Source organism: Stakelama saccharophila, assembly GCF_032229225.1.
Taxonomy (GTDB): Bacteria; Pseudomonadota; Alphaproteobacteria; order Sphingomonadales; family Sphingomonadaceae; genus Sphingomonas; species Sphingomonas saccharophila.
Genome location: NZ_CP135076.1, coordinates 870,670 through 887,336 on the forward strand (window position 1 = coordinate 870,670; position 16,667 = coordinate 887,336).

Below are 16,667 nucleotides of genomic sequence, written 5' to 3' on the forward strand. Positions count from 1 at the left end.
CGGGATAGGATTGTTGGCTGATGCTCAGCCCACAATCCCAAGGATGTCGCTTTCCTTCATGATGATCAGATCTTCACCGTCGACCTTGACCTCGGTGCCCGACCATTTGCCGAACAGGATGCGGTCGCCGGCCTTCACGTCGAGCGGAACGACCTTGCCGTCCTCGGTCTTGGCACCGCCGCCGGCGGCGACGACTTCGCCTTCCTGCGGCTTTTCCTTGGCGGTATCGGGAATGATGATGCCGCCGGCCGTCTTTTCCTCGGCCTCGACGCGGCGAACGAGCACCCGGTCGTGCAGCGGACGAAAGTTCATGCGCGCTTTTCCTTTCCTCATAGGATATTGTCGGTGTTTGGCACTCACTTGCAGCGAGTGCTAACGCGATCGGATATGCGTATGGCCATGCGGATCGTCAACGGGGCGCCGGGCAAATTTTTTGGGCGCGTGCCGGTGCGTGCGATCAACCGCGCGACGGTTGCGGCAAAAGACCGATCCGCCGGCGCATCGACCAGCGCAGGAGTAGCAGGACCGCGACGACCGCAAGGCCGGTGGCGAGCCCGATCCAGATGCCGACGCCGGCAAGGCCGAGCCGGAAGCCGAGCAGGACGGCGGTGCCGAATCCGGCTATCCAATAACCGATCGCGGCGATGATCATGGGGATGCGCGTGTCCTGCAATCCGCGCAGCACGCCGGCCGCCACCGTCTGCGCACCGTCGAAGATCTGAAAGGCCGCGGCGACGGTGAGATAGCGCGTCGCGAGCGCGATCGCCCGTGCATTGCCGGGCGTGTCGTCCAGATAGAGCGTGACGAAGAAATGCGGCGCGGCCCAGAGCAGCGCGGCGGTGAGGCCCATGAAACCGATGCCGAGCGCCAGCGCAACCCGGCCGGCCAGCGCGATCCAGTCTCCGTCGGCGGCGCCATAGGCCATGCCGACCCGGATGGTCGCGCCCTGCGCAATGCCGAACGGAATTTGAAAGGCAATCGCGGCGATCTGCAGCGCGACGGCGTGGGCGGCAACTTCGGTCACGCCAATCAACCCCATCAGGAACGCGGCGGCGCTGAAGACCGCGCCCTCGAACGTCATGGTCAACGCGATCGGTACGCCCAGCCGGACGAGATCGACGAAGCGGGGCCATTCCGGCCGCCACCATTTGCCGAACAGCCGGTAGCGCCGAAGCCGGCGGTCCCGCATCAGGATCGTGGCATAGCCGGCCAGCATGAACAGTGCGGTGATCAGGCTTGCGATCGCGGCGCCGGTCAGTCCGAGCGCCGGCGCACCCAGTTCGCCGAACACCAATATCCAGTTGCCGACGATGTTCACCGCCAGCGCCGCGGCGGTAATGGTCATCGCCCAGCCGGGACGGCCCAGCGCCGACACCGCGATGCGCATCACTCCCGACGCGACGGTGGGGACGAGAGCGAAGAGCAGGATGTCGGTATAGCGGGCGGCGCTGGCGGCGGCGACGGGATCCTGCCGCATCCAGCCGAGGATCGTTTCGGTGTAGGCGAGCGGCAGGAGGAAAGGCAGGCTCGCCGCCGCCGACAGCCACAGCGCCATGCGAAAGGACCGGCGCACCTCTCGCACCGCATGCCGCCGCCGCCCGAGTTCGGCGGCGATGACCGGCGCGGCCGAGCTTACCAGCCCGATCAGGGCGAAGGCGACGACCGAATAGAAATAGACGCCGAGCGTCGCGGCCGCGAGTGCATCCGGCCCCAGACGCGCGACGAAGATCACGTCGCTGGAATAGATCGCCATCTGCAACAGGTTCGCGCCGATCAGCGGCGTGCTGAGCCGCACGAGCGCGCCGAGTTCGCGCCGCCAGTCCGCGGGCGGGCGTTCGATCAGCGGCCGGGCGGAGGGGAGGTGCGAATCCATGGCCCGCGCGCATGTAGCAGCTACGCCGTCGCTTGCCCCGTCCATTCGCACCGACCGTATTGTGTCGATAACACTCGGCGTGTACGTCCCGAGGAAACGGCCATCGGCGCATGCCGCCGATCAGTGCGGGAGACGATCTGGTGAAGCTCATCAAGGGCGCGTGGAAGATACTCGTCGGGATCAAGGACGCGCTGGTCCTTGCCCTGTTGCTCCTCTTCTTCGGTGCACTGTTCGCAGCGCTGCAGGCGCAGCCGGACGGGGTGAAAATCCACGACGGGGCGCTGTTGCTGGCGCTTGATGGCACGATCGTGGAGCAGCCGGAGGAGGTCGATCCGATCGCCACGCTGACCGGCGGCGACGTCGCCAATCAATATCGCCTGCGCGATGTCGTGCGCGCGCTGGACGAGGCCCGCGACGACGACCGCGTGAAGGCGGTGGTGCTCGACCTCGACCGGTTCATGGGCGGCTATCCCGCCGCGATCAGCGACGTTGCCGATGCCGTGCAGCGCGTGCGCGACAGCGGCAAGCCGGTCCTGGCCTATGCCACGGCCTATACCGATTCCGGCTATCGCCTGGCGGCGGCGGCGAGCGAGATCTGGACCAATCCCATGGGCGGCGTGCTGCTGCGCGGCCCCGGCGGATCGCAGCTCTACTACAAGGGGCTGATCGACAAGCTGGGCATCAACGCGCACGTCTACCGCGTCGGCACCTACAAATCGGCGGTCGAGCCCTATATCCGCGAGAACCAGTCGGGGCCCGCGCGCGAGGCGGCGCAACTGCTCTACGGAACGATCTTCGACCAGTGGAAACAAGGCGTCGCGCAGGATCGGCCGCAGGCGCGGATCGAGCCCTTCCTGACCGATCCCGCGGCGACCGTGCAGGCGGCCGACGGCGATCTCGCCCAGGCCAATCTGCGCGCCAAGCTGGTCGATCACCTGGGCGACCGCATCGCGTTCGGCAAACGCGTGGCCAAGATCGTGGGTGCCGACGACGACAAGCCGGTCGGCAGCTTCAAGGCGATTGATTATGACGACTGGGTGCAGGTCCATCCGCTTTCCAAAGGCGGACCGGCGATCGGCGTCATCACCGTTGCGGGGGAAATCGTCGACGGCACCGGCGGCCCGGGCACCGCAGCCGGTGATACGATCGCGCGGCTGATCCTGGACGGCCTCGACGACAAGAAGCTGAAGGCCCTGGTCGTGCGCGTCGATTCGCCCGGCGGCTCGGCACTCGCGTCCGAGCATATCCGCGAGGCTATTCTGCAGGCCAAGGCGAAGGGCCTGCCGGTGGTCGTGTCGATGGGGTCGGTCGCGGCGAGCGGCGGGTATTGGGTGTCCACCGCGGGCGACGCCATCTTCGCCGAACCCGACACCATCACCGGCTCGATCGGCATTTTCGGGATCATCCCCACCTTCGAGGACACGCTCGACAAGATCGGGGTGAATGCCGACGGGGTGAAGACGACCCCGCTCAGCGGGCAGCCGGACGTGCTCGCCGGCACCAGTGATGCGTTCGACCGGATCCTGCAGGCGCAGATCGAAAGCGGCTATCGCAAGTTCGTCGGCCTTGTCGCAACGTCGCGCAACATGACGCCCGCGCGCGTCGACGAGATCGGGCAGGGGCGGGTCTGGCCGGGCGGCATCGCGCGGCAGATCGGCCTGGTCGACCGTTTCGGCGGCATACACGACGCCATTGCCGAGGCGGCGCGGCGGGCGAAGCTGGATCCGGACAAGGTCCATGCCGTCTATCTGGAGAAGGAGCCCAGCAAGTGGGCGAAGCTGATCGAGCAGTTCGCGCGCCAGCAGGATGACGATGAAGACAGCGTCGAACGCGGCTCGGCCGATCTGTTCTCGCGGCTGGCGGCAGAGCGGCGGGCGACGCTGGCGCAGGCGATCGGGGATGCCCGGCGCCTGGCCCAGGGCGGTTCGGTCCAGGCGCGCTGCCTGGAATGCACCGCCTTTCGTCCGGCGGCGGCCTCGGCCGGCGATGTCCGGCTGCTCGACCTGATCCTGACGAAGATCTGGCAATGATCGATATCCGCGTCGCCGATGCCGACGACGCCGGCGCCATTGCCGAGATCTATGCGCCCTATGTGACCAACGGACACGTGTCTTTCGAGAGCGAGGCTCCGGGTGCCGAAACCATGCGCGCCCGCATGGCGAAGCATGGCGGCTTCTATCCCTGGCTGGTCGCCACGATCGGCGAGGACGGAGGCATGCCGCGCATCGTCGGCTATGCTTATGCCGCGCCGTTTCGCGACCGGCCGGCCTATCGCTACATCGTCGAGGCGTCGATCTACGTGTCGCAGGAAGATACGCGGCGGGGCGTCGGTCGCCTGCTCTATGGCGCGCTGATGGATACGCTGCGCGCCCAGGATTTCACCCGCGCGGTCGCCGTCCTCGCGCTGCCGAACGAGGCCTCGATCCGCCTGCACGAGGCGGTCGGTTTCCACCGTGCCGGCGCCATCGGGGAGGCGGGGTTCAAGCGCAACCAGTGGATCGATATCGGCTTCTGGGTATGCAAGCTCAACGACAGCGCGCTGCCGCCGCAGGAACCCAGACCCTTTTCCACGGTGGGGCTGGTCCGGTACTGATCGCTATCGCAGGCCGCGATAGGAGGGCAGCGCGACCTTGAACATGATGGCGACGGCGCGCAGGCCGAAGCCGGCGAGCGTCGCGATACCGGCACTCGCGGCCGGCGGCATGCCGAACACGAGCAGCGCGACGTACAGCCCGGCGGCAAGCGTGGCGGCGGTGACATAGAGTTCGGGCCGCATCAGGATCGACGGCTGGTTGGCGAGCGTGTCGCGAATGATGCCGCCGACACAGGCGGTGACGACGCCCATGACCGCCGCCGGAATCGGCGGCACGCCGAAGGCGACCGCCTTGGCCGAGCCGAACACGGCGTAGGCGGCGAGACCGAGCGCGTCGAGCCAGGCGAGAACCCGCCCCTGCCACCATCGCTCCGGCGTCAGCCAGACCAGCATCGCGGCCGCCACGCATATTCCGGCAACAAGCCGGTCATGCACCCAGAATACCGGCGCGTCGATCAGCAGGTCGCGCACCGTGCCGCCGCCGACGCCGGTGATGAGCGCAAAAAAGGCCGCGGTGGTGAAGGTTTGTGCGCTCCGGATGGCCACCAGCGCGCCGGTCGCCGCGAATACAGCGATCGCCATCAGATCCAGCCAGGGCAAAAGCGGACCGATCTGCCAGTCGAGGGGCGCTTCCATCAATCGCGCCATTAGCCATTCCACGCCGCTTGGCAAGCATGGGGTGGAAACTGCGCGCTATTTGCGCGAGAAGGGCTTCCATGCAGGCGTCCATGCGTCCCACCACCGGTCTCGCCGCCCTGCTGGCGGCATTGGCGGGCTTCGTCGATGCGCTCGCATATGGCAGTCTGTCGGGCTTTTTCGCATCCTCGATGACGGGCAACACGACCCGGGCCGGCGCCGGCATCGCGACCGGCAATTACGGCGATGCGCTGATGGGAGGCGCGCTGGTCCTCAGCTTTCTGAGCGGTATCGTCTCCGGCGCGATCCTCAATCACGCGGTCGCCGGGCGCCGCCGCGCGGTCCTGATGGCGGCGACGGCCTTGCTGCTCGCGGGCGCGGCGGGCGTGGAATCCCTGGGCCAGCTTCGTCTCGCTTTCCTGTTGCTCGCAGCGGCGATGGGAATGGAAAACGGGATTTTCGCCCGCGAAGGCGAAGTCGCGATCGGCCTGACCTACATGACGGGCACATTGGTGCGTTTCGGGCAACGCCTGGCCGGCAGCCTGATGGGGACGGATGGGCGCTTCGCCTGGGCGCGCGATCTCGAACTCTGGGTCGGGTTTCTCGGCGGCATCATCGCCGGCGGTTTTGCCTATGCCGCGATTGGCGACGGCGCGTTCTGGGTCGCCGCGGGCGCGGCGTCGCTGCTGGCGCTCCTGTTGTCGTTCCTTCCCGAACGGAACGGCGCGCCGGACTGACGCAGATACTTCGGACCGGGCGGGTGGCAATCGGCACCAGGTCTGTTGGGAAAATACGCCAACTAAATGCCATCGGAACCGGTTCGCCAAATTTGTGCGACAGGGAAATCGCAGTAAATGGCTGGATTTGAACCAGAACTATAATCTGGCACGACATTTGAAACACTGCCTGCATCCGCCGGTCCTCTCGCCGGCCCAAGGACAGGAGTTACATCGTGCGCAGAACCACCCCGCCGCTTTTCAACCGTCCCGATACGCTGCTGGGCGTGTGTGAAGGACTTGGCCGGGACATCGGCGTGAACTCGAATCTGTTCCGGCTCGCGTTCGCGGGCCTGCTGTTCTGGAATCCTGCGATCTGTCTCGCGACCTATTTCGGGCTGGGCGTGGTCGTGTACAGCCTGCACTGGCTCGTCCCCGATCGCGATACATCCGCGCCCGCGAGCGACGGGGCCGCGCATCGCGACGCGGACAATGAGGGTGGCGAGGTGGTCCGGACCGCCGCAGCCTGACCGGGACGGCACGGCGCTCCGTCACACAACAGTGCCGCGAGGCGCCATCGCGCCCGGTCGCGGGCGAATGGCGCCGCCACCTCTGCCGCGTCAGATGTGGATCGGCTTGCCCGTCACGGCCATCGCCGCTTCCTTGATCGCTTCCGAATGCGTGGGATGCGCGTGGCAGGTATAGGCGATGTCCTCGCTCGTCGCGCCGAATTCCATCGCCTGCGCGGCCTGCGCGATCATCGTGCCGGCGACGCTCGCGATGCACCACACGCCCAGCACACGGTCGGTCTTTGCATCGGCGATCACCTTCACGAAGCCCTCGGGCTCGTGATTGGTCTTGGCGCGGCTGTTCGCCATCATCGGGAACTTGCCGACCTTCACTTCGCCCTTTTCCTTCGCCGCTTCCGCGGTCAGGCCGACGCCGGCGATTTCGGGCCAGGTATAGACGACGCTCGGGATCACGTCGTGATTCACGATTCCCGTCTGCCCGGCGATATTCTCCGCTACCGCCAGCCCCTCGTCCTCCGCCTTGTGCGCGAGCATCGGACCAGGGACGACATCGCCGATCGCCCAGACGCCGTCGGCCTTTGTGCGGAAATCATGGTCGATTTCGATCTGGCCGCGCTCATTGGTTTCGAGCCCCGCCTTGTCGAGCGCGAGGCCATCGGTGTTGGGCCTGCGCCCGATCGACACGAGGACGCAGTCCGCCTCGATCGTCTCGGCATCGCCGCCCTTTGCGGGTTCGAGCGTCAGCGTGGCCTTGTCGCCCTTCACCGCCACGCCGGTGACCTTGGTGCCGAGCCTGAACTCGATACCCTGCTTCTTGAAGATCTTGTTCGCTTCCTTGCGGACATCGCCGTCGAAGCCGGGCAGGATCTGGTCGAGAAATTCGACGCAGGTGACCTTCGCGCCCAGCCTGCGCCACACGCTGCCGAGTTCGAGCCCGATCACGCCGCCGCCGATGACGACCATGTGTTTCGGCACCTTGGGCAGTTCGAGCGCGCCGGTGGAGGAGACGACGACCTTCTCGTCGATCTCGACGCCGGGCAGCGGGGTGACCGACGAGCCGGTGGCGATGACGACGTTCTTCGCCGTGACCTTTTCGCCATTCACCGAAACGGTGTGCGCGTCCTCGAAGCTCGCCTTGCCCTTGAGCCAGTTGACCTTGTTCTTCTTGAACAGGAACTCGATGCCGCCGGTGAGCTGCTTGACCGCATCCTTGCGCTGGCCGTGCATCGTGTCGAGGTCGAGTTCGGGCGTCACCTTGACGCCCATCTTCGCCATCGCGCCATTCGCCGCGGCATCGAAATATTCGGAGGCGTGGAGCATCGCCTTGGACGGGATGCAGCCGACGTTGAGGCAGGTCCCGCCCAGCGTCTCGCGCGATTCGGCGCATGCGGTCTTCAGTCCGAGCTGCGCCGCCCGGATCGCCGCGACATAGCCGCCGGGACCGGCGCCGATTACCAGGACGTCATAATCGTATTCTGCCATCTTTCACTCCGTTCGCGCTGAGCTTGTCGAAGCGCTGTCTTTCTTTTCGCGCCGTTCGGGAAGAGGAAGAGCAGGGCTTCGACAGGCTCAGCCCGAACGGGAGATGAGGTTTTCCGTACCCCTCACAAGTCGATCAAAATCCGCGTCGGGTCCTCGATCGCGTTCTTCAGTGCGACGAGGAAGGTCACCGCCTCGCGTCCGTCGACCAGGCGGTGGTCATAGGAAAGCGCCAGATACATCATTGGACGGATGACGATCTCGCCGTCGCGCACGACCGGCCGGTCCTCGATGCGGTGGAGGCCCAGCACCGCCGATTGCGGCGGGTTGATGATCGGGGTCGACATCAGCGATCCGAACACGCCGCCGTTCGAGATGGTGAAGGTGCCGCCCTTCATCTCGTCCATCTTGAGCGTGCCGTCCTTGGCGCGCTTGCCGAAATCGCCGATCGTCTTTTCGACCTCGGCGACCGACATCTGGTCGGCCGAGCGGATGACCGGCACGACGAGACCCTGCGGCGCCGAGACCGCGACCGAGATATCGGCATAGTCGTGATAGACGATCTCGTCGCCGTCGATCTGCGCATTGACGGCGGGCACGTCCCTCAGCGCCATGCAGGCCGCCTTCACGAAGAAGCCCATGAAGCCGAGGCGGACGCCGTGCTTCTTTTCGAACAGTTCCTTGTACCTGGTGCGCGCCTCGATCACCGCCGTCATGTCGACGTCGTTGAACGTGGTGAGGAGCGCGGCATTGTCCTGCGCATCCTTCAACCGCTTGGCGATCGTCTGGCGCAGGCGCGTCATGCGCACGCGTTCCTGCCTACGCTCGCCGCCCGCGGAAGGCGCGGGGGCGGGCGTCGGCGCCGGCGCGGCCTTGGCCTCGCTCTTGCTCTCGGCGGCCGCGAGCACGTCTTCCTTGGTGATACGGCCGTCCTTGCCGGTGCCCTTCACCGTCGCCGGATCGACGCCGTGTTCCAGAATGGCGCGGCGAACCGAGGGCGAAAGCGCGGCCGCCTCCACGCCCTCGCCGGCGGGCGCCTGCTGTGCTGCGGTGGCGTCGGGGCGCTGGCGCGGCTGTTCACCCGGGCCGGGGCCGCTGCCTTCCTTCGCCTCGTCCGACTTGTCGGCATTGCCTTCGGTCTTGCTGGGAGCAGCCGCGGCTTTGGACGGCGCGGCATCGCCGGCTTCGATCGTTGCGATGACCGCGTCGACCTCCACGGTATCGCCTTCCTGCGCGACATGCTCGCCCATCGTGCCGGCGACGGGCGAGGGCACTTCGACCGAAACCTTGTCGGTTTCCAGGCTCGCAATCGGCTCATCGGCCTCTACCGTGTCGCCCGGCTGCTTCAGCCATTCGCCGAGCGTCGCTTCGGTGATCGATTCGCCCAGCGCGGGGACTTTTACTTCAGTAGCCATATCGTTCCTCGAACCAATTTCCGTTCCGCCCCCGGACCCTTCGACTTCGCTCAGGAGAGCCTTGATCCGGGGTTGTCGAAGCCCCGTATTTTCTTGCCCGCCAAGAAAGAGCCATCCTTCGACAAGCTCGGGATGGGCGGGCGTCGTCCTTATGCCTTGCGCGTTCGCCTGATCTCTTTCTTCACACTGTGACCCAGCGCCTCTGCAATCAACGCGCCCTGTTCGGCCTGGTGCCGTTTCATCAGTCCGGTCGCCGGCGATGCGGCGGCGGCGCGGCCGGCATAGGTCGCGCGCTGCGGCTTCGCGCCGGCATCGGCCAGGCACTGCTCGATCAATGGTTCGACGAAGAACCAGGCGCCGTTGTTCTTCGGCTCTTCCTGACACCAGACGACCTCTTCGAGGCTCGTCATCTTCTTCAGCCGCACCGTCAGCGGATCGCCCGGGAAGGGATAGATCTGTTCGACGCGGACGATCTGGGTGTTCGCGTCGCCCGCGGCGTCGCGCGCCTCGATCAGATCATAGGCGACCTTGCCCGAACACAGCACCAGCCGCTTCGTGTCCTTGTCGGCGGGCGCGGAGGGATCGGACAGGATACGGCGGAAATGGCTGTCGTCCGTGAAGTCCGCCGCCTGCGATACCGCCATCTTGTGCCGCAAGAGCGACTTGGGCGTCATGATGACGAGAGGCTTGCGGAAATTGCGGTGCATCTGCCGGCGCAGCAGGTGGAAATAGTTGGCCGGCGTGGTGCAGTTGGCGACCTGCATATTGTCCTGCGCGCAGAGCTGCAGATAGCGTTCGAGCCGCGCCGAACTGTGCTCGGGCCCCTGACCCTCGTAACCGTGCGGCAGCAGCAGCACGAGGCCGTTGGCGCGCAGCCATTTCGCCTCGCCGGATGCGATGAACTGATCGATCATGATCTGCGCGCCGTTGGCGAAGTCGCCGAACTGCGCTTCCCACAAGACCAGCGTCTTCGGGTCGGCGAGGGCGTAGCCATATTCGAATCCGAGCACGCCATATTCGCTCAAGGGGCTGTCCAGCACCTCGAACCTGCCATGTTCGATCTCGTTCAAGGGCACGTAGCGATGGCCGTCCTTCTGATCGACCCAGACGGCGTGGCGCTGCGAAAAGGTGCCGCGGCCCGAATCCTGGCCGGACAGACGCACGCCATAGCCTTCGGACAGGAGCGATCCGAAGGCCAGCGCCTCGCCCGTCGCCCAGTCGAAGCCCTCGCCGGAATCGAACATCTTGCGCTTGGCGTCGAGCACCCGGCCCAGCGTCTTGTGCGGGTTCAGCTCCGTCGGGATTTCGGTCAGCGTGCGGCCGAGCGAGGCGAACAGTTTCCTGTCGATGCCGGTTTCGACGTTGCGTCGCGCGCCTTCGGTGTCGACGGGCACGCTGAGGCCGGACCAGCGGCCGGCGAACCAGTCCGCCTTGTTGGGCTTGTAGCTGGTGCCTGCCGAGAACTCGCCATCGAGCAGTTCGGTGAAATCCTTGACCTTTTGGTCGATGAAGCCCGCATCGATCACGCCTTCGGCGATCAGGCGGTCGCCATAGACCTTGCTGACCGCCGGATGCTTCTTGATCGCCGCGTACATCAGCGGCTGGGTGAAGCTCGGCTCATCGCCTTCGTTATGGCCGAACCGCCTGTAGCACCACATGTCGATGACGATGTCGCGCTTGAAGCGCTGGCGGAATTCGATCGCCATCTTGCAGGCGAAGGTCACCGCTTCGGGATCGTCGCCGTTCACATGGAAGATCGGCGCCTGCACGCCCTTCGCCACGTCGGACGGATAGGGCGAGGAGCGCGCGAATTGCGGGCTCGTCGTGAAGCCGATCTGGTTGTTGATGACGAAATGGATGCAGCCTCCGGTATTATAGCCGCGGATGCCGGAGAAACCGAGGCATTCCCACACGATGCCCTGACCCGCGAACGCCGCGTCGCCGTGGATGAGGACGGGCAGCGCCTGTTCGTGCTCCGCCAGGTCCTCGCGCCAGGTCTGGATCGCGCGCGTCTTGCCCAGCACCACCGGATTGACCGCTTCCAGGTGTGACGGATTGGCGACCAGCGACATATGGACGTTGACGCCGTCGAACTCGCGGTCGGTGGAGGTGCCGAGGTGATACTTCACGTCGCCCGAGCCGCCGACATCCTCCGGATTGGCCGAACCGCCGGAGAATTCGTGGAAGATGACGCGGAACGGCTTCGCCATCACGTTGGCGAGCACGTTCAGCCGGCCGCGATGCGCCATGCCATAGACGATTTCGCGAACGCCGGTCTGACCGCCATATTTGATGACGCTTTCCAGCGCGGGAATCATCGCCTCGCCGCCGTCGAGGCCGAAACGCTTGGTCCCGACATATTTCTTGCCGAGGAACTTTTCCCACTGCTCGGCCTCGATCACCTTGGCGAGGATCGCCTTCTTGCCCTCGGGCGTGAACTCGATCGCCTTGTCCTTGCCCTCCATGCGCTCCTGGAGGAAACGGCGCTCCTCGACATCGGCGATGTGCATATATTCGAGGCCGACATTGCCGCAGTAATTGCGGCGCAGGATGTCCACCACCTCGCGGATCGTCGCCGTCTCCAGGCCCAGCGCGCCGCCCAGATAAACCGGCTTGTCGATCTCGCTATCGGGGAAACCGTGATATTCGGTGCGCAGATCTTGCGGAAGTTCCTGGTTCGATTCGCCCAGCGGGTCGAGATTGGCGGCAAGATGCCCACGCACGCGATAGGTGCGGATCAGCATCATCGCGCGGATCGAATCGCCCGCCGCCTTGGCCACGTCGTCGGTCGAAGGCTTGGCGCCGGCGACTTCCCTGGCGGCGGCCTTGCTCGGCTTGGCGCTGCCGGGTGCGGGCTCCATCTGCGTCGGGTCGAGCGCGGCGGTAAGCTGGTCGGTATCCTTGGGCGGCCAGTCGGGATTGCCCCAGCTCGGCTGCTCGACAGCGTTGTCCAGCCCGTCGAACCAGTTACGCCAGCCCGGCTCGACCGCGGACGGGTCGGCCTTGTACCGCTTGTACAGCGTCTCGACGAAGGCCGGGCTCACACCGCCGGCGATTTCCGCGAAATTGGGGGAGGCATATCCCATGATCGTACCCATCATGTCCGTTCGTTCCGAGCGAAGTCGAGGAACGTGTTAGGCGCCCCAACGTGTCTCGACTTCGCTCGACACGAACGGGGGAGTGGGGCGCAGGCTCCCTGTCAGCCCTTGAGCACCTCGACGAGCGTGGTGCCGAGTTCGCTGGGCGAATCCGCAACGCGGATGCCCGCTTCCTCCATCGCCGCGATCTTGTCCTCGGCGCCGCCCTGACCGCCGGAGACGATCGCGCCGGCATGGCCCATGCGCCGTCCCGGAGGCGCGGTGCGGCCCGCGATGAAGCCGGCCATCGGCTTCTTGCGGCCCTTTTTCGCCTCGTCCTTGAGGAACTGCGCGGCCTCTTCCTCGGCCGAGCCGCCGATCTCTCCGATCATGATAATCGATTCCGTAGCATCGTCGGCCAGGAACAGTTCGAGCACATCGATGAAGTTGGTGCCGTTGACGGGATCCCCGCCGATGCCGACCGCGGTGGTCTGACCCAGCCCCGCATTGGTCGTCTGAAACACCGCCTCATAGGTCAGCGTGCCCGAACGCGACACGACGCCGACCGATCCCTTGGAAAAGATGCTGCCGGGCATGATGCCGATCTTGCACTCTTGCGGAGTCAGCACGCCGGGGCAGTTCGGCCCGATCAGGCGCGACTTCGAACCCGACAGGGCGCGCTTGACCTTGACCATGTCGAGCACCGGAATGCCTTCGGTGATACACACGATCAGCGGGATTTCCGCGTCGATCGCCTCGAGAATCGAATCGCCGGCGAAGGGCGGCGGGACATAGATCACGCTGGCATCGGCGCCGGTCTTCGCCTTCGCCTCTTCGACGGTGTCGAAGACGGGCAGATCGAGGTGCGTCGTGCCGCCCTTGCCGGGCGTAACGCCGCCGACCATCTGCGTGCCGTAATCAAGCGCCGCCTGCGTGTGGAAGCTGCCGGTCTCGCCCGTCATGCCCTGGGTGATGACCTTGGTATTCTTGTCGACGAGGATGCTCATTCGTTTCTTTCGCCCTTCTTGTGTCCCCGCGAAGGCGGGAGCCCAGTCTGGATCCCCGCCTTCGCGGGGATACAAATCCTTACTTCAGGCTCCCATCGATGCCCTTGCAGGCCGCGACCAGTTCCTTGACCGCATCGACGCTCGTCTGGAAATTGCTCTTCGCTTCGTTCTTCAACTCGATCTCGACGACGCGCTCGACGCCGTTCGCGCCGATCACGATCGGCACGCCGACATAGAGGTCGTCGACGCCGTACTGGCCGGTCAGGTGCGCGGCGCAGGGCAGGAGGCGCTTCTTGTCCTTCAGATAGCTCTCGGCCATCACGATCGCGCTCGTCGCCGGCGCGTAGAAGGCGCTGCCGGTCTTCAGGAGGCCGACGATCTCGCCGCCGCCGCCGCGCGTGCGCTTGACGATCGCGTCGATGCGCTCCTGCGTCGACCAGCCCATCTTGATGAGGTCGGGAACGGGAATGCCCGCGACGGTCGAATATTCGACCACCGGCACCATCGTGTCGCCGTGCCCGCCCAGCACGAAGGCGGTGACGTCTTCCACCGACACGTCGAATTCCTCGGCAAGGAAGTGGCGGAAGCGGCTCGAATCGAGCACGCCCGCCATGCCGACGACCTTCTGGTGCGGCAGGCCGGAAAATTCGCGCAGCGCCCAGACCATCGCATCGAGCGGGTTGGTGATGCAGATGACGAAGGCGTCGGGGGCGTGTTGCCCGATGCCTTCGCCCACCGCTTTCATAACCTTCAAATTGATCTCGAGAAGATCGTCGCGGCTCATGCCGGGCTTGCGCGGCACGCCGGCGGTGACGATGCACACGTCCGCGCCCGCGATTTCCTCATAGGAGTTCGCGCCCTTGAGGTTCGCGTCGAACCCTTCCGGCGGACCGGCCTGCGCCAGGTCGAGCGCCTTGCCCTGCGGCAGCCCCTCGGCGATGTCGAACAGGATGATGTCGCCCAGTTCCTTCATCGCGGCGAGATGCGCGAGCGTGCCGCCGATCATGCCGGAGCCGATCAACGCGATCTTCTTGCGAGCCATGATATCTCCTCTATCCGGTGCGTCGGACTCGAGCGCCCAGGCGCGAAACGTGGGCGACTTAGGCCCTTTGCCGCAACGGGGCAACCGCTAACGGGCAAAAGTTGAAGCCTTTCTTTGCAGTTGCGAAGCAATTGCAATAAGTCAGCGATGACCTTCCGACAGATACGTTTCCGAGCGCATTTCGTTCAATCGCGATATGGTGCGTTCGAACTCGAACCTGCCGTCGCCTTCCTCGTAAAGGTGTTCCGGCGCGGCATCGGCGGCCGCCAGCAACTTGACCTTGTGCTCGTAAAGCGCGTCGATCAACGTCACGAAGCGCGCTGCTTCATTTCGCTTTTCCGGCCCCAGCTCGGGGATGCCGACGATGATGACGGTGTGGAACTTGCGCGCGATGGCAAGATAGTCGGCCGATCCGCGCGGCTCTCCGCACAGGCGCCTGAAACTGAATACCGCCACCCCTTTCAGGCATTTGGGGACGTGCATCTCGCGCGTGCCGCCGACCGCCAATTCGCAACTCGGGACATGCGCCCGGTCCTCCACCGGATAGTCAGTCAGGCGAAAAAAGGCGCGCGAAAGCGTCTCGGTGGCATCCGGCCCGTTAGGCACCAGCCACGTATCCATGCGCCCCAGCCGATCGAGCCGGTAGTCGGTCGGTCCGTTGAGCGGCATCACGTCCATCCGATCCTTGATCAGGTCGATGAACGGCAGGAACAGATCCCGATTGATCCCATTCTTGTAGAGATCGTCCGGCGGGCGATTGGACGTCGCCACCAGCGTCAGCCCGTGACCCAGCATCTCGGTGAACAGACGCGACATCACCGCGGCGTCGGCGGTGTTGTTGACCACCATCTCGTCGAAGGCGAGCAGGCGGATGTCTTCGGCCAGCGCGGCCGCGACCGGCGGGATCGGATTGCCCGCCTCCTTCCTGCGCTCCGTATTGAGGCGGTCATGCACCTCGAGCATGAATTCATGGAAATGGACGCGGCGTTTGCGGCGGATGTCGAGATTGTCGAAGAACAGGTCCATCAGCATGGACTTGCCGCGCCCGACCCCGCCCCAGAGGTAAAGCCCGCGCGGTGCCTCCGGCCGCCTGCCGAGCGCACGCCAGAGAATGCTGCCGCGCTTCGGCACCGACTCCAGTTCGCGCATCAACTGGTCGAGCCGCTTCGCGGCCGCGGCCTGTCCGGCATCCCGCTTGAGTTCGCCCGCAGAAACCAGCGTCTCGTAGCGTTGGCAGAGGTCACTCACGAGGGGCGTCCGGCGGCGGCTGCCGGCCGATACCAGCCCCGTTCGTCACCGGGACGGCCTGCATAGAGAAAGCTCGGCGCCTGATCCTCGGCCATGCAGCGCGTGTCGTCCGCGCGTCAGATCGCGCGTTCGACCATCATCTTCTTCGTCTCGGCGATCGCCTTGGCCGGGTTCAGTCCCTTGGGACAGACATTGGCGCAGTTCATGATGGTGTGGCAGCGATAGAGCCGGAAGGGATCTTCCAGCTCGTCCAGCCGCTCGCCCGTCATCTCGTCGCGGCTGTCGGCGAGCCAGCGATACGCCTGAAGCAGGATGGCAGGGCCAAGGAAACGATCGGAATTCCACCAATAGCTGGGGCAGGAGGAGGAACAGCAGGCGCACAGAATACATTCGTACAGACCGTCGAGCTGCTCGCGCTGCTTCGGTGACTGCAGGCGCTCCTTGCCGGAGGGCGGCGGCGTCACCGTCTTCAGCCAGGGCTGGATCGACGCATATTGCGCATAAAAATGGGTGAAATCGGGGACCAGGTCCTTGATCACCTCCATATGCGGAAGCGGGGTGATACGGATCGTGCCCTTGATGTCCTCGATCGCCGTGGTGCAGGCCAGTCCGTTCTTGCCGTCCAGGTTCATCGAACAGGATCCGCAGATACCCTCGCGACAGGAACGGCGGAAGGTGAGCGTCGAATCCTGCTCCGACTTGATCTTGATGAGCGCGTCCAGGATCATCGGCCCGCAATCGTCGAGATCGACCATGTAGGTGTCGTAGCGCGGATTTTCGCCCGCGTCCGGATCGTAGCGGTAGATCTTGAACTTCTTGACCCGGCTTGCGCCTTCCGGTGCGTGGTGGACCTTGCCCTTGCTCGAGATCTTGCTGTTTTTGGGCAGGGTGAATTCGGCCATGATCATTCCCGTCGGGTTCTGGATGGGCAGGAGATGGGACGCGGAGGCATCCCGGTCAACCTTATGGCGGTCGCGATAGACCAGTGCGCGCGCGACCGCAAACCCCTCGGACCACATCGTGCACCGGTCCTTGCATGGTCGGCCGGGGC

Annotated in this window: 14 protein-coding genes; 4 read left to right on the plus strand and 10 right to left on the minus strand. The window is 65.4% G+C overall.

The window, feature by feature from the left end:
* Positions 1-24 precede the first annotated feature (24 nt).
* Positions 25-312, minus strand: a complete 288-nt coding sequence (gene groES / locus RPR59_RS03955) for a co-chaperone GroES (RefSeq protein ID WP_313916882.1) — start codon at positions 310-312, stop codon at positions 25-27.
* 145 nt (positions 313-457) lie between these two features.
* Positions 458-1,873, minus strand: coding sequence for an MATE family efflux transporter (locus RPR59_RS03960; RefSeq protein ID WP_313916884.1), 1,416 nt, complete (start codon positions 1,871-1,873; stop codon positions 458-460).
* Between the two features lie 140 nt (positions 1,874-2,013).
* On the opposite strand from RPR59_RS03960, the gene sppA reads away from it, so the two are divergent.
* Both sppA and RPR59_RS03970 read left to right on the plus strand, forming a co-directional pair.
* Positions 2,014-3,903: a signal peptide peptidase SppA gene (gene sppA / locus RPR59_RS03965; RefSeq protein WP_313918316.1), complete on the plus strand. Its 1,890-nt coding sequence runs from the start codon at positions 2,014-2,016 to the stop codon at positions 3,901-3,903.
* Positions 3,900-4,466: a GNAT family N-acetyltransferase gene (locus tag RPR59_RS03970; RefSeq protein ID WP_313916886.1), complete on the plus strand. Its 567-nt coding sequence runs from the start codon at positions 3,900-3,902 to the stop codon at positions 4,464-4,466. Before sppA ends, RPR59_RS03970 begins: the two co-directional genes overlap by 4 nt.
* A gap of 3 nt (positions 4,467-4,469) precedes the next feature.
* Here RPR59_RS03970 and RPR59_RS03975 read toward each other — a convergent pair whose 3' ends face one another.
* Complete coding sequence (locus RPR59_RS03975) at positions 4,470-5,102, minus strand: trimeric intracellular cation channel family protein (protein ID WP_432280306.1); 633 nt, start codon at positions 5,100-5,102, stop codon at positions 4,470-4,472.
* Positions 5,103-5,194: 92 nt separating this feature from the next.
* On the opposite strand from RPR59_RS03975, the gene RPR59_RS03980 reads away from it, so the two are divergent.
* Together RPR59_RS03980 and RPR59_RS03985 are read left to right on the plus strand one after the other, a co-directional pair.
* On the plus strand, positions 5,195-5,839 hold the full coding sequence (locus tag RPR59_RS03980; protein WP_313916892.1) for a YoaK family protein: 645 nt from the start codon (positions 5,195-5,197) through the stop codon (positions 5,837-5,839).
* A gap of 215 nt (positions 5,840-6,054) precedes the next feature.
* A complete protein-coding gene (locus RPR59_RS03985; RefSeq protein ID WP_313916894.1) occupies positions 6,055-6,348 on the plus strand; it encodes a PspC domain-containing protein in 294 nt (97 codons plus the stop codon).
* A 90-nt stretch (positions 6,349-6,438) separates the two neighbouring features.
* On the opposite strand, the gene lpdA is transcribed toward RPR59_RS03985, so the two are convergent.
* The 7 genes from lpdA to RPR59_RS04020 form a co-directional block, all read right to left on the minus strand.
* Positions 6,439-7,830 carry a dihydrolipoyl dehydrogenase gene (gene lpdA, locus RPR59_RS03990; protein WP_313916897.1) on the minus strand — a complete coding sequence of 464 codons (1,392 nt, stop codon included), beginning with the start codon at positions 7,828-7,830 and terminating at the stop codon, positions 6,439-6,441.
* Positions 7,831-7,952: 122 nt separating this feature from the next.
* The gene (gene odhB / locus RPR59_RS03995) at positions 7,953-9,242 is read right to left on the minus strand and encodes a 2-oxoglutarate dehydrogenase complex dihydrolipoyllysine-residue succinyltransferase (protein WP_313916899.1); all 1,290 of its coding nucleotides are present in this window, start codon (positions 9,240-9,242) and stop codon (positions 7,953-7,955) included.
* 149 nt (positions 9,243-9,391) lie between these two features.
* Complete coding sequence (locus RPR59_RS04000; RefSeq protein WP_313918317.1) at positions 9,392-12,328, minus strand: 2-oxoglutarate dehydrogenase E1 component; 2,937 nt, start codon at positions 12,326-12,328, stop codon at positions 9,392-9,394.
* A 113-nt stretch (positions 12,329-12,441) separates the two neighbouring features.
* On the minus strand, positions 12,442-13,326 hold the full coding sequence (gene sucD / locus RPR59_RS04005; protein ID WP_313916901.1) for a succinate--CoA ligase subunit alpha: 885 nt from the start codon (positions 13,324-13,326) through the stop codon (positions 12,442-12,444).
* A 79-nt stretch (positions 13,327-13,405) separates the two neighbouring features.
* On the minus strand, positions 13,406-14,368 hold the full coding sequence (mdh, locus tag RPR59_RS04010) for a malate dehydrogenase (RefSeq protein WP_313916903.1): 963 nt from the start codon (positions 14,366-14,368) through the stop codon (positions 13,406-13,408).
* Positions 14,369-14,509: 141 nt separating this feature from the next.
* A complete protein-coding gene (gene zapE / locus RPR59_RS04015; RefSeq protein WP_313916905.1) occupies positions 14,510-15,616 on the minus strand; it encodes a cell division protein ZapE in 1,107 nt (368 codons plus the stop codon).
* Between the two features lie 116 nt (positions 15,617-15,732).
* Complete coding sequence (locus RPR59_RS04020) at positions 15,733-16,518, minus strand: succinate dehydrogenase iron-sulfur subunit (protein WP_313916908.1); 786 nt, start codon at positions 16,516-16,518, stop codon at positions 15,733-15,735.
* Positions 16,519-16,667: the final 149 nt, after the last annotated feature.